General features: G+C 69.2%; 12 protein-coding genes. 5 read left to right on the forward strand and 7 right to left on the reverse strand.

Features of this window, described 5'->3' with window-relative positions; genetic code table 11:
- The first annotated feature begins 27 nt into the window (after window positions 1-27).
- The 5 genes from AAFO60_RS09045 (at window position 28) to AAFO60_RS09065 (ending at window position 4,583) form a co-directional block, all read left to right on the forward strand.
- The gene (locus AAFO60_RS09045; protein ID WP_347955859.1) at window positions 28-759 is read left to right on the forward strand and encodes a phosphoadenylyl-sulfate reductase; all 732 of its coding nucleotides are present in this window, start codon (window positions 28-30) and stop codon (window positions 757-759) included.
- On the forward strand, window positions 756-1,697 hold the full coding sequence (cysD, locus tag AAFO60_RS09050; RefSeq protein ID WP_347955860.1) for a sulfate adenylyltransferase subunit CysD: 942 nt from the start codon (window positions 756-758) through the stop codon (window positions 1,695-1,697). Before AAFO60_RS09045 ends, cysD begins: the two co-directional genes overlap by 4 nt.
- The gene (locus AAFO60_RS09055) at window positions 1,697-3,040 is read left to right on the forward strand and encodes a sulfate adenylyltransferase subunit 1 (protein ID WP_347955861.1); all 1,344 of its coding nucleotides are present in this window, start codon (window positions 1,697-1,699) and stop codon (window positions 3,038-3,040) included. Before cysD ends, AAFO60_RS09055 begins: the two co-directional genes overlap by 1 nt.
- A gap of 244 nt (window positions 3,041-3,284) precedes the next feature.
- Window positions 3,285-4,037, forward strand: coding sequence for a sirohydrochlorin chelatase (locus AAFO60_RS09060; protein WP_347955862.1), 753 nt, complete (start codon window positions 3,285-3,287; stop codon window positions 4,035-4,037).
- Between the two features lie 66 nt (window positions 4,038-4,103).
- Entirely contained in the window at window positions 4,104-4,583 is a 480-nt protein-coding gene (locus AAFO60_RS09065) for a hypothetical protein (RefSeq protein WP_347955863.1), read from the forward strand.
- Window positions 4,584-4,695: 112 nt separating this feature from the next.
- On the opposite strand, the gene AAFO60_RS09070 is transcribed toward AAFO60_RS09065, so the two are convergent.
- The 7 genes from AAFO60_RS09070 to AAFO60_RS09100 form a co-directional block, all read right to left on the reverse strand.
- Window positions 4,696-6,324 (reverse strand): AMP-binding protein, encoded by a 1,629-nt coding sequence (locus AAFO60_RS09070; protein ID WP_347955864.1) that lies wholly within the window; start codon window positions 6,322-6,324, stop codon window positions 4,696-4,698.
- A gap of 507 nt (window positions 6,325-6,831) precedes the next feature.
- Window positions 6,832-7,827: a sulfate/molybdate ABC transporter ATP-binding protein gene (locus tag AAFO60_RS09075; RefSeq protein ID WP_347955865.1), complete on the reverse strand. Its 996-nt coding sequence runs from the start codon at window positions 7,825-7,827 to the stop codon at window positions 6,832-6,834.
- Window positions 7,828-7,832: 5 nt separating this feature from the next.
- On the reverse strand, window positions 7,833-8,711 hold the full coding sequence (gene cysW / locus AAFO60_RS09080; protein ID WP_347955866.1) for a sulfate ABC transporter permease subunit CysW: 879 nt from the start codon (window positions 8,709-8,711) through the stop codon (window positions 7,833-7,835).
- A 4-nt stretch (window positions 8,712-8,715) separates the two neighbouring features.
- On the reverse strand, window positions 8,716-9,564 hold the full coding sequence (cysT, locus tag AAFO60_RS09085; RefSeq protein WP_347955867.1) for a sulfate ABC transporter permease subunit CysT: 849 nt from the start codon (window positions 9,562-9,564) through the stop codon (window positions 8,716-8,718).
- Complete coding sequence (locus tag AAFO60_RS09090; protein ID WP_347955868.1) at window positions 9,561-10,625, reverse strand: sulfate ABC transporter substrate-binding protein; 1,065 nt, start codon at window positions 10,623-10,625, stop codon at window positions 9,561-9,563. The genes cysT and AAFO60_RS09090 overlap by 4 nt, the downstream gene beginning before the upstream one ends.
- A gap of 167 nt (window positions 10,626-10,792) precedes the next feature.
- Window positions 10,793-10,993 carry a hypothetical protein gene (locus AAFO60_RS09095; RefSeq protein WP_347955869.1) on the reverse strand — a complete coding sequence of 67 codons (201 nt, stop codon included), beginning with the start codon at window positions 10,991-10,993 and terminating at the stop codon, window positions 10,793-10,795.
- A 454-nt stretch (window positions 10,994-11,447) separates the two neighbouring features.
- The gene (locus AAFO60_RS09100; protein WP_347955870.1) at window positions 11,448-13,478 is read right to left on the reverse strand and encodes a M3 family metallopeptidase; all 2,031 of its coding nucleotides are present in this window, start codon (window positions 13,476-13,478) and stop codon (window positions 11,448-11,450) included.

The following is a 13,478-nucleotide window of genomic DNA, read 5'->3' on the forward strand; positions in this document are numbered from 1 at the left end:
GGCCTGCAGTGAGAGGGAGGAAGTGAGATGACCGTCACCGACACCGACACCGACGCGCTGCGCGCGATCGCCGAGGCCGGCGCCGCCGAACTCGGTCCCGACGCCTCGGCCACCGATCTGATCGCCTGGACGGCGCAGACCTTCGGCCCGGACTTCGTGATCGCCGCCAACATGCAGGACGCGGTGCTCATCGACGTCGCCGACAAGGCGATCGCCGACAAGGACGCCATCGGCGGCAAGCTCAAAGCCCTGTTCCTGGACACCGGCTACCACTTCGCCGAGACCATCGGCACCCGCGACGCGGTGGCTCAGGTGTACGACCTGGACCTGATCAACGTGACCCCCGAGCACGGCGTCGACGCGCAGGACCGGCTGCTCGGCAAGGATCTGTTCGCCCGCGACCCCGGCGAATGCTGCCGCCTGCGCAAGGTCGTGCCGCTGACCGGCGCCCTCGCACCGTTCCGCGCATGGATCACCGGCATCCGCCGCGTCGAGGCGCCCACGCGCGCCAACGCGCCGCTGATCTCGTTCGACGAGGCCTTCGGTCTGGTCAAGATCAACCCGCTCGCCGCGTGGAGCGACGAGCAGTTCCAGGAGTACATCGACACTCACGGCGTCCTGGTGAATCCGCTGGTCGACGAGGGATATCCCTCGATCGGGTGTGCGCCGTGCACCGTCAAACCAGCCGCCGGAGCCGATCCGCGCAGCGGCCGTTGGGCCGGGCGCGCCAAGACAGAATGCGGGTTGCACGCCTCATGAGCATCATCGAATCCACCGACGTCGCCGCTGCCGCCGTCGACCGGGACTCCTTCACCACCCTCGACGCCCTCGAGTCGGAGGCCATCCACATCTTCCGCGAGGTCGCGGGCGAGTTCGAGCGGCCGGTGATCCTGTTCTCCGGCGGCAAGGACTCGACCCTGCTGCTGCACCTGGCGCTCAAGGCCTTCTGGCCGGCGCCGCTGCCCTTCTCGCTGCTGCACGTGGACACCGGGCACAACCTGCCGGAGATCATCGCTTTCCGCGACGAGATCGTCGAGCGGCACGGGCTGCGCCTGCACGTGGCGAGCGTCGAGGAGTACCTCGCCGACGGTCGTCTGACCGAACGCCCCGACGGCATCCGGAACCCGCTGCAGACCATCCCCCTGCTCGACGGCATCAGCGAGAACCGGTTCGACGCCGTCTTCGGCGGCGCCCGCCGCGACGAGGAGCGTGCCCGCGCCAAGGAGCGGATCTTCTCGCTGCGCAACGCCTTCGGGCAGTGGGATCCGAAGCGGCAGCGCCCCGAACTGTGGAACCTGTACAACGGCAGGCACGCGCCCGGCGAGCACGTGCGCGTGTTCCCGCTGAGCAACTGGACCGAGCTGGACGTGTGGCGCTACATCGCCCGCGAGCAGGTGCTGCTGGCGCCGCTGTACTACGCGCACGAGCGGGAGGTCTACAACCGTGACGGCATGTGGATGACCGCCGGACCGTGGGGCGGTCCGCGCGAGGACGAGACCGTGCAGACCCGGATGGTCCGCTATCGGACCGTCGGCGACGGCTCGACCACCGGTGCCGTCCTGTCCGAGGCCACCGACAACGAGGCCGTGCTGGCCGAGGTCGCGGCCTCGCGCCTCACCGAGCGCGGCGCCACCCGCGGCGACGACCGCGTCTCCGAGGCCGCCATGGAAGACCGCAAGCGCGAAGGATATTTCTGATGAGCACCCCCACCCAGGATTCGTCCACCTCTGTGCAAGCCGGCGCCGACCTGCTGCGCATCGCCACCGCGGGCTCGGTGGACGACGGCAAGTCGACCCTCGTCGGCCGACTGCTGTTCGACACCAAGTCGGTTCTGGCCGACCAGATCGACGCCGTCACCAAGGCGTCGGTGGATCGCGGCATGGACACCCCGGACCTGTCGTTGCTGGTGGACGGCCTGCGCGCCGAGCGCGAACAGGGCATCACCATCGACGTCGCCTATCGCTACTTCGCCACGCCGAAGCGGTCGTTCGTGCTCGCCGACACTCCCGGCCACGTGCAGTACACCCGCAACACCGTCTCGGGCGCGTCCACCGCGCAGCTGGTGATCCTGCTCGTCGACGCGCGCAACGGCGTCGTCGCGCAGACCCGCAGGCACGCCGCGGTAATGGCGCTGCTGGGCGTGCCGCGGCTGGTGCTCGCGGTCAACAAGATCGACCTGGTGGACGATCCGGCCGCCGTGTTCGCGCAGATCTCGGCGGAGTTCCGCGAGATCACCTCGTCGCTCGGCTACGCGGCCGACCAGGTGCAGGAGATCCCGGTGTCGGCGCTGCACGGCGACAATGTGGCGGTGCGGTCGGAGAACACGCCGTACTACGACGGCCCCACCCTGATCGAGCACCTGGAGACGGTGCCCAATGTGGCTGCCCAGAGCGCCCGGGACCGCGTCGGCCTGCGCTTCCCGGTCCAGTACGTGATCCGTCCCCGCACGCCCGAGTACCCCGACTATCGCGGGTACGCCGGGCTGGTCGCCGCGGGCACCGTGTCGGTGGGCGATGAGATCGTCGTGCAGCCGTCGGGTCAGCGGTCGAGCGTCGCGAAGATCGACACCGCCGACGGCGAGTTGGCGACCGCGCACGCCGGACGCAGCGTCACCCTGCTGCTGACCGACGACATCGACGTCTCACGCGGGGACCTGATCGCCGCGGCGGCCGACGCCCCCGAACCCGCGCAGCAGTTCACCACCACGGTGTGCTGGTTGTCGGAGAAGGCGCTGCGCGCCGGTGCGCGGCTGCTGCTCAAGCACGGCACCAAGACCACCCAGGTCATCGTCGGCGCGCTCGAGGTGCTCTTCGACGAGCAGAACCTGGCGCTGATCGACGCGCCGGAGACGTTGGCGCTCAACCAGATCGGCCGAGTGTCGTTGATGACCGCCGAGCCGATCGCCGCCGACGACTACGCGCTCAACCGCGAGTCGGGCAGCTTCCTGCTGATCGACCCGCAGGGCGGGAACACCCTCGGCGCCGGCCTCATCGGCGACGCGCTGTCGGCGCTCCGACTGCCCGACCCCGTGCCGGCCTGATGAGCGATCGGGCCCGCGGTGGTGGTCGGGTACGCAGCGTCGTGCCCCAAGCTGGTCGAGCAGCCGCCATACGCAACGCCGCACCTCAGGCTGGTCGAGTAGCCCCGGCGCGCAGCGCCGCGGCGTATCGAGACCCCCGCCACGAGATCTCGATACGCTCGCTCACTACGTTCGCGGGCTACTCGATCAGCCTGGCCACGCGCAGCGCCGCGGCGTATCGAGAACCCCGCATCGGGACGCCCCGATGAGCACGCTCGTCCTCGCCGCCCACGGGAGCCGGGACCCGCGGTTCGACGTGACCGCCCGCCGCGTGGCCGACGCCGTCCGCGTCGCGCTGCCTGGCGTGCGGGTCGAACTCGCCTACCTCGACCTCACCGCTCCCCTGCTCACCGATGTCCTCGGCACGCTGTCGGGCGAGGTCGTGGTGGTCCCACTGTTGTTCGGCGACGGCTTCCACAGCAAGGTGGATCTGCCTGCGCTGATCGACGGCGCCGTCGCCGCGAATCCGCGTCTGCGAGTCCGGCAGACACCGGTGGTCGGACGGTACTCGCCGGTCCCGGCGCTCGTCGAGCGGTTGTCGGAGGTGGGACTGGCGGCAGACGACGGCGTGCTGATGCCCGCCGTGGGATCATCGGACGCCGGCAGCGACGCGTCGATCATCGAACGCGGCCACGAGTTGTCCGGGGTGCTGGACCGACCGGTCCGCACGTTGTTCGCGACCCGACTGGGGCGCGACGGCGCCGCCGTGCGGGAGGCCGTCGACGAACTGCTCGCCGCAGGCGCCCGACGCATCGCCGTCAGCCCGCTGTTCCTGTCCGCGGGACTGCTGACCGACCGGGTGGAACGGCATCTGGACGCACTCGACGTGCCGATCGTCGTCGCCGGTCCGGTGGCGGAGCATCCGTCACTGGTCGGCGCCGTCACGCGCCTGTACGCCCACAGTAAGACTGCAGTTCGGTGCCACCTGGTGACACCGAACGACAGTCTTGTGGGCTGAAGTCATCCACAGGCACGCGCGTGCGGGTGCTCCCCCGCCGACATCAGGCGTCGGCGCGAGTGGGCGGTGATCTTTCCCGGGATCTACGTCGATCACACCGGCCCGCTGACCTGGGAACAGCGCGCGTGGGACATCCACATCGCGGTGGCCTCCGACCGTCGGGTCACCGCTCGCCCCGGCGTCCACGTTCATCGGCGGCCCCGGCTCGACGACGAGGTGGCCTGGCATCTGCAGCCGCCCCGGGTCCGAGTGCATGAGGCAGTGCCCGACATCGCCGACGACGCCCGAACCGAGACCGACGCCGTCGCTGCGCTGACCGACGCGATGAGTTCCCGAACCACCGCCGCATCGCACCTGCTGGACGCCATGGACCGCCGACCGCGAATGCGTCGGCGCACTTTCCTGCGCGGCGTTCTCGTCGACATCTCGAACGGCACCTGTTCGGTCCTGGAACAGGAGTACCTGACCGACGTCGAACGACCGCACGGCCTGCCCGACACCCGTCCGGCGGGCGCCGACGCGTGTCGGGCGTGCGGGCTATCGTGACCTCGACTACCCGGAGTACGGCGTCGTCCGACACTGCCCGACCTGCGCGCCGAAACCATAAGACTGGCAGTTCGGTGTCACTGTGTGGCACCGAACTGCAGTCTCAGACATCTCAGCCCTGGATGCGGATCTTCGCGTCGCCCCAGGCCTCGTCGCGCAGCTCGTTCTTGCGGATCTTGCCGGTGGAGGTCTTGGGCAGATCGGCGATGAACTCGACCTCGCGCGGCGCCTTGTACGACGCGATCCGGCTCTTGACGTGCGCGATCACGTCGGCCTCGGTGGTCTCCTGGCCCGGACGCAGGACCGCGTAGGCCTTGGGCCGCTCGCCCCACTTGTCATCGGGCACGCCGATGACGGCGACGTCGAGGATCGCCGGGTGGCTCAGAACGGCCTGCTCGACCTCGATGGTCGAGATGTTCTCACCGCCGGAGATGACGACGTCCTTGGCGCGGTCGAGCAGCTGGACGTAGCCGTCCGGGTGCATGACGCCCAGGTCGCCGGAGTGGAACCAGCCGCCGGCGAAGGCCTCGGCGGTCCGCTCGGGATCCTCGAAGTACCCCTTCATGACGACGTTGCCGCGCATCACGATCTCGCCCATCTGGACGCCGTCGGCGGCGACGTCGACCAGCGTCCCGTCGTCGGCGAGCTCCGGAAGCACGACGCGCAGGCGGTCGGCGGTGAGCATGCCGACGCCCTGGCGCGCCATGAGGACGGCGCGGTCGTCCGGGGAGAGCTCCAGCCATCCCGGCTTGGGCTCGCAGACCGAGTACGGACCATAGGTCTCGGTGAGTCCGTAGACGTGGATGATCTCGATTCCGAGGTTGCCGATCGCGCGGATGATGGTCGGGCTGGGCGGTGCGCCGGCCGTCGCGATGGCGAGCCGGCGGTCCATCTTGTGGGCCTCGCCTGCGGTCGCGAGGGTGGTCAGGACGGTCGGTGCACCGCTCATCTGGTTGACCTTCTCGGTGTCGATCAGGCGCCACATGTCGTCGCCGCGCACCGCACGCAGGCAGACGTGCGTGGCCGCGAGCGCGGTGAGCGACCACGGACCGCACCAGCCGTTGCAGTGGAACATCGGCAGCGTCCACAGATAGCGCGTGTCGGTCGTGAAGCCCTGTGTGACGGCGTTGCCGAGCGAGGCGAGGTAGGCGCCGCGATGGGTGTACATGACACCCTTCGGCTTTCCCGTGGTGCCCGAGGTGTAGTTGATGGTGATGACGGTGTTCTCGTCGGCCACCTCCCACCGCAGGGGTTCGTCGTTGCCGCGCGCGACCAGTTCGCTGTAGCGCAGCTGTACGACGCCGGTGTACTCGCCGTCCTGACTCGGCGTCTCGACGATCTCGGTCACCGTCTCGAACGGCACGTCGGTCAGCGGTTCCAGCAGGGCCGCGTCCCCGACCAGCAGCTTGGCCCCGGAGTGGTCGCAGATGTACTGGATCTCGGCGGGCGCGAGACGCGTGTTGATCGCGACGAGCACGCCGCCGGCCAGCGGCGTCGCGAAGTGCGCGATGAGCATCTCGAGCGAGTTGGCCGCCAGGTACGCCACCCGGTCGCCTTCCTCGATACCGGAGGCGCGCAGGGCGTGGGCCAACCGAGTCGCGGCCGCGGCCAGCTCCCGGTAGGTCACCCGGCGGTCGCCGTCGACGGCGGCCTCCTTATCCGGATCGACCTCAGCGGCGCGTTCGAGGAAGCGCAACGGTGTCAACGGGGTGTCGAGTCCGGAGCGTGCGGGCAGAGTCATGGCTGTGACCCCTTCGGGTGCGATGGTGCAGTGTGACCAGTCCAGCTTACCGTGGTGGCACTGAGTGCCACATACTTTCTGTGGACGCTGCGATGAACGGTCGGCGGTCTGCGTTGTGCGGCTGCTCGACGCGCGGGTGGTCGAGCCGATCCGTCGCCGCTCGCCGGTCTCGATACGTCCTCGGCTAGCGCCTCGGCCTACTCGACAACCCTGGAAATCGCCCGACCACCACCCAGGCTGGTCGAGTAGCCCGCGAACGAAGAGAGCGAGCGTATCGAGACCCGGTCTCGATACGTCCTCGGCCAGCGCCTCGGCCTACTCGACAACCCTGAAAAATAGCGCCGCCCCATCGCAATCCAGGCTGGTCGAGTAGCCCGCGAACGAAGAGAGCGAGCGTATCGAGACCCCGTCTCGATACGCCCTCGGCCTACTCGACAACCCTGAAAGCATGCTCCTCGACCCTACCCGACAACCCTGCAAAAGAGCGCCATCCCAGCACCACCGGAGCTAGTCGGCGGTCAGCTCCGGCACGGCGGTGGCGCGTGCGAAGACGGTCTCCCCCGCGGCCAGGCCGAGGGCGTTCTGGTCGCCGCGGGTGATCTGCGCGATGAACTCCTCACCGGTCGTCGCCGCGACGAGTTCGACTCGGGTCTCGAAGCCCAGATTGACCACCCGCTTGACGTCCGCCTTGATGACGCCCGTGTCGAGCGCCGCGTCGACCGGCGGGTACACCATCTCCGGAGACCGGGCCAGGCGGATGTCGTGCGGCCTCACGAACTCGCCGTTGAGGCGCGAGATGGAGCCGAGGAACGACGCGACGAAGACGTTGTCGGGCCGGTCGTACAAGTCGTCGGGTGCGCCGACCTGCTCGATCCGCCCCTTGTTGAGCACGGCGATCCGGTCGGAGACGTCGAGCGCCTCCTGCTGATCGTGGGTCACCAAGACGGTGGTGACGTGGACCTCGTCGTGCAACTGCCGCAGCCATTTGCGCAGGTCCTCGCGAACCTTGGCGTCGAGGGCGCCGAACGGTTCGTCGAGCAGGAGCACCTTGGGGTCGACGGCCAGGGCGCGCGCCAGCGCCATCCGCTGCCGCTGCCCGCCCGACAACTGCGCCGGGTAGCGCTTCTGAAACACCTCGAGCCCGACGATCTCCAGCAGCTCGTCGACCTTGGCCTTAATCTCCGACTTCGGCCGCTTGCGGATCTTGAGTCCGAAGGCGATGTTGTCGCGGACGGTCAGGTGTTTGAACGCCGCGTAGTGCTGGAACACGAAACCGATGTCGCGCTGTTGCGGCGAGGCGCCGGAGACGTCGGTGCCGTTGATTCGGACGGTGCCCGAATCCAGCGTGTCGAGGCCGGCGATGGCGCGCAGCAGCGTCGACTTCCCCGACCCGGACGGACCGAGCAGCGAGGTCAGTGAACCCTGCGGAATCTCGATGGAGACGTCGTCGAGGGCGGCGAAATCGCCGTAGCGCTTGTTGGCGCCGTGGACAGAGATGGACATCGTCGTCAGTTCCGTTCGTTGTCGGCGGCGGCTCGTTGCGCCGAGACGGCCTTCATGGTCTCCTCGCTCGCCTCGGTCAGCCGGTTCTTGGCCCGACGCTCGATGAGCGTCATCACCACCAGCACGGCGATCGCGACGATCATCAGCAGCGTCGCGGCGGCGTAGGCGCCGTACTCGTTGTAGTCGTCGGTGTAGCGGGAGTTGACCAGCAGCGTCAGCGTCTGCGAGACGCCGGGAAAGTTCGACGACACCATGGTGACGGCGCCGAACTCGCCGAGCGCGCGGGCGATGGTCAAGATGATGCCGTAGGTCAGGCCCCACCGGATCGCAGGCAGCGTGACCCGGGTGAACGTCTGCCAGCCGGTGGCGCCGAGCGTGGCCGCCGCCTCTTCCTGCTCGGTCCCGATCTCCCGCAGGACCGGTTCCACTTCGCGCACCACGAAGGGCAACGTGACGAAGATGGTCGCCAGGACCATGCCGGGGAGGCCGAAGATGATGCGGAAGCCGAGCGACTCGATGCCGCCGAACCACCCATTGACTCCCCACAGCGCGATGAGCGCGACGCCGACGACCACCGGGGACACCGCGAACGGCAGGTCGACGACGGCCTGCAGCGCGGCCTTTCCGCGGAAACGTCCGCGCGCCAGAGCCAGCGCCGTGATGATCCCGAAGATCACGTTCAGCGGCAGGACGATCACCACGATCAGCAGGGTGAGCTGCAGCGCCGAGATCGCGGCCGGCGTCGTGATCGACTCCCAGAACTGGGTCAGCCCGTGCTCGAAGGAACGCCAGAAGATCAACGCCACCGGAACCACCAGCAGGACCGCGAGGTAGATCAAGGCGATGCTGCGCAGCGTCAACCGGGTCCATCGTGAGACGATCATGCGCTCAGCCCTCCCGTCGGCTCTGAATCTTGGCGATCACGCGCAGCACGATCAACACGACGAACGCGATGACCAGGAGCGCCACCGACACCGCGGCCGCATTGACCGGCTCGTCGACCTCGATCTGCTGCTGGATGTACTGCGAGGCGACCTGCGTCTTGCCCGGGATGTTGCCGCCGACCAGGACCACCGCACCGAACTCACCGATCGCCCGCGTGAACGCCAGACCCCCACCGCTCAGAATCGCCGGCAGCAGCGCCGGCAGCACGATCTTGGACCAGATGACGCGGTTCCCCGCGCCCAGGACCGCGGCCGCCTCCTCCACCGAGTGGTCCAATTCCATCAGCACCGGCTGCACCTGCCGGACGACGAAGGGCAGCGTGACGAAGGTCAGCGCCAGCACGACGCCCGGCTGGGTGGCGGCGAGGTGGATGTCGAACGGGCTGTTGGGTCCGTACAGCGACAGCAGCACCAGGCTGGCGACGATCGTCGGCAGCGCGAAGGGCAGGTCGATGATGGCGTTCACGACGCCCTTGCCCGGGAACTCGTCGCGGACCAGCACCCAGGCGATCACCGTCCCGAACAGGACGTTGATCGCTGCGACGAGCAGCGACATCAATACTGTGAGACCGAGGGTCTGCAACGCCGCCGGCGCGGTGACGCCCGCCCAGAAGCCGCCCGGTCCGTCGTCGAACGACTGCGCGACGATCGCGGCCAGCGGCAGCAGCACGATGATGCTCAACCACAGTCCGGCCACGCCGAGCGACAGCGGCCCGTCGGGGCGCCAGCCGCGTCGCGGAGCGAACGTCGCCTTCCCGGCGTCGTGCTCGGGCGCCTGCGCTGCGCGGGTCATCGCCCGGCCTCCTTTGCGTAGATCTTGCTGACCGAGCCGTCGGCGCCGAAGAGTTCGGCGTCGACCTTCTTCCATCCGCCAAGGTCCGCGATCGTCCAGAGCTTGTCGATGCGGCCGGGGAACAGGTCGGCGGTCCGGGCCCTGACGGCCGGGTCGACGGGGCGGAAGCCGGCACGGGCCCACAGCTCCTGGCCGGCCGGGGAGAACAGATAGTTCACGAACGTGCGGGCCGCCGCCTGATCGGCGCTCGTGTTCACGACGGCGACCGGATTCTCGATCTGGAACGTCGTCGCAGGCAGGAGGTAGTCGACTCGATCGGCCGGCGGCGCCTCGGCGTTCTTCCGCGCGAGCATGATCGCCTCGTTCTCGTAGCTGATCAGGACATCGCCCTGCCCCTGCTGGAACGCCGACGTCGCCTCGCGCCCGGACTTGGGCAGCACCTTGACGTGGTCGCGGACCAGGGCGCTGAGATAGTCGAGACCGGCCTGCGGGTCTCGACCGCCGTCGCTCTCGGCCGCATAGGGCGCCAGCAGATTCCACTTGGCCGACCCGGAACTGCCCGGGTTGGGGGTGATCACCTCGATTCCCGGGCGCAGCAGATCGGCCCAGGTGTGGATGTTCTTCGGGTTGCCCTGTCGCACCACGAATGCGACCACCGAACCGAAGGGCACCGAATGATTCGGCGCCTGACTGCGCCAATCGGCGTCGACGACGCCGGCCTTGACCAGCCTCGTCACATCCGGTTCCACCGACAGGTTGACGACGTCGGCGGGCAGTCCGCGCGCCACCTTGCGTGACTGGTCGCCGGAGGCGCCGTACGACTGTGAGAAGCCGATGTCGGCGCCGTCGGCCGTGTTCCGGAAGGCCGGGATGACGGCGTCGAAACCGATCTTCGGCGTCGCATAGGCGACGAGGTTGAGGTGGCGGCTGCCCGAGGAGATGTCGATACCGCCGGGGGTGTCGGTGGAGCCGCCGCCGCAGCCGGTCAGCGCCGTGACGAGCGCGACGATCGTCACGAGGATCGCCGCCGCGGTTGCGCGCTGAGGGGTTCGGGTGCTCACCCGAAGAACCTAACCGGCGCGGACCGGCCGGTTCAACGGCTCTCGCGGGGTCGGCCGATCGGGCTCGGTGACACCCGTGAACTGTGCTAGCGCAGGATCAGCCAGGCGATGAGAACCAGGACCAGCAGGGCGACCAGAGCGAGCGTGACTTTGGACCGAAACATGTGTCAGATTCCCCATCCGTGATCGTCGTCGGCCTCTGCGCGACCGAGCTTCGAGAACAACCGTCCGACCAGGTAGTTCACCCCGGATGCGGCGACCGTCGCCAGCGGAACCAGGACGATCGCGGTGACGATCAGTTGGGGGACGAAGGGCAGGCCGGTGAGCCACTCCTCCACACCGTCCCACCAGGAGAGAATCCCGTTCACTTTCCGATCACCTCTTCTACCGCGGACGTGCGCGGTTTCGCCCACGCTGATTTGAAACCCTACTCGTCGGGGCGCTGCGACCGGGGTCACGGGGGGCGGGCCGATCTCGATGTGGTCGTCACGCGCACAACAGGGTTGTCGAGTAGCCACCGAGCGCAGCGAGGCGGCGTATCGAGACGACGCGGCGCGAAACAGGGTTGTCGAGACGCGCGCGCACAACAGGGTTGTCGAGTAGCCACCGAGCGCAGCGAGGCGGCGTATCGAGACGACGGGGCGATATCTCGATACGCTCGCTCACTTCGTTCGCGGGCTACTCGATAAGCCTGTGCCTGGGGCCGCTCGGTGCCCCTGGGCCTGGGCCTGGGCCGATCGGTGCCCCTGGGCCTGGGCCTGGGGCCGCTCGATAAGCCTGGGGCCGCTCGATGAGCCTGGAGCCTGGGCCCGGGGCCCAGACCTACTGCAGGCCGCGGCGGGTCAGGAGGGGGCCGATCCGGGCGGGATGACCGAGCAGGGCGGCGTGGGCGGCGACCGGGTCGACGCTGTCGCCGCGCAAGAGGACCGCGTCGGCGAAGGCCGCTCCCGACTCCGCACTCAGTCCACCGTGCGACAGGAACCACTGCTCGGTCTCGGCGTCGAGGATCTCCGACCAGATGTACGAGTAGTAGGCCGACGAGTAGCCGCCGCCGAAGACGTGGTTGAAGTAGGTCGACCGGTAGCGCGGCGGGATCAGCGCCGAACCCAGACCCGCCTCGGCGAGGGCCGCGGCCTCGAACTCCTGCACGTCGGACGGGATCTGCGCCTCGGTGAGGCGGTGCCAGGCCAGGTCCAGCGCCGCCGCGGCGAGATACTCGACGGTGGCGTGCGCGGGCTCGGTGCCGCCGGCGGCGCGCACCGCGTCGAGCAAGGCCTGCGGCGCCGCTTCACCGGTGCGGTGATTGCGCGCGTAGCCGCCGACCACGTCCGGGTGCAGCGCCCACATCTCGTTGACCTGCGACGGGAACTCGACGAAGTCGCGCGGCACCGACGTCCCCGACTGCGACACGTAGTCGACGTCGGACAGCAGCCCGTGGATCGCGTGCCCGAACTCGTGAAACAGCGTGGTGAGCTGGTCGAGCGACAGCAGGCACGGCTGCCCCGGCTCGGGTTCGGTGAGGTTGAGGACGTTGACGATGATCGGCGCCGTCCCCAGCTGGCGGGACTGGTCGACGATGTTGTTCATCCACGCCCCGCCCCGCTTGGACGGCCGCGCGTAGAAGTCGCCGAGGAACAGTCCGATGCCCTGCCCGCCGCGGCTGACCTCCCAGACGCGGACGTCGGGGTGGTAGCCGGCCAGGTCGTTGCGTTCGACGAAGGTCAGTCCGTACAGCCGACCCGCGGCCGCGAAGACGCCGTCGACCAGTACGGTGTTCAACTCGCAGTAGTCGGCGAAGTCGTCGATGTCGACGCCGGTCGTGGCCGAGTCGGCCGCGCGGGCGCGCTGGTCGGCGGCCAGATAGAAGGTGACGTCGGCGGCGGTGAGCGGATGTCCGGCGCGCTCGATGAGACGGGCCAGCTCGGCCTCCCCCGCCGTCGTCGCCGCGGCGCCGAGTTCGGCGAGCAGATCGGCGACGGCCTGCGGGTTCGGTGCGGTCTCCTCGGCGATGACGTAATCGGCGTGCGTCGGGTAGCCGAGCAGTGCGGCGCGGCGGGCACGGAGGGTGACGATCTCGGTGATGAGGGCGCGGGTGTCGTGCTCGTTGCCGCGGGCGCACCGGCTCATCGAGGCGTCGAAGACCCGCTGCCGGGCCGCCGGATCGGTCAACTTCGCGACCGTCGCCTGGCTGGTGGGCAGCTCGAGCGCGACCAGGTAGCCGTCGCGACCGGCATCGGCCGCGGTGCGCGCGGCCGCCGCGATCTCCGCGGCAGACAGTCCGTCGAGGTCGGCGGCATCGGTGAAGTGCACCGCCGAGGCGTTGGTGTCGTCGAGCAGATGCTGCCCGAAATCGGTGGTCAGCGTCGCCAGCCGCGCCGAGATCTCCCGCATCTGCGCCTGACCGGCGTCGTCGAGGGCGGCGCCGGCGCGGACGGCGTCGCGGTAACGCTGCTCCAGCAGCCGCGTCTGCGCCTGGTTCAGGCCCAGCTCGGCGCGGCGCCGGTACAGCTCGTCGACGCGCGCGAACAGCGCCGGGTGCATCGCGATCGCATTGGCGTGCTCGGTGAGCCGCACCGCCAGCACCTGCGCGATCTTCGCCCGCTGCGGATTGCTGTCGGGCCCTTCGATGTTGAAGAAGATGCCGTTGGCACGGGCGAGCGGGCGGCCCGCGGCCTCCAGCGCACCGATCGTGTTGTCGAAGGTCGGCGCCTCGGCGGACGAGGCGATCGACTCGACCTCGTCGAGGTGCGCGGCCAACGCGACGTCGTAGGCGGGCAGGAAGTCGTCGTCGCTGATCGCGGCGAAGTCGGGCAGACCGTAGGGCAGCTCGGACGCGGCGAGCACCGGGTTCAT

The sequence above is a fragment of the Gordonia aichiensis genome (assembly GCF_039946255.1).
Lineage (GTDB): Bacteria > Actinomycetota > Actinomycetes > Mycobacteriales > Mycobacteriaceae > Gordonia > Gordonia aichiensis_A.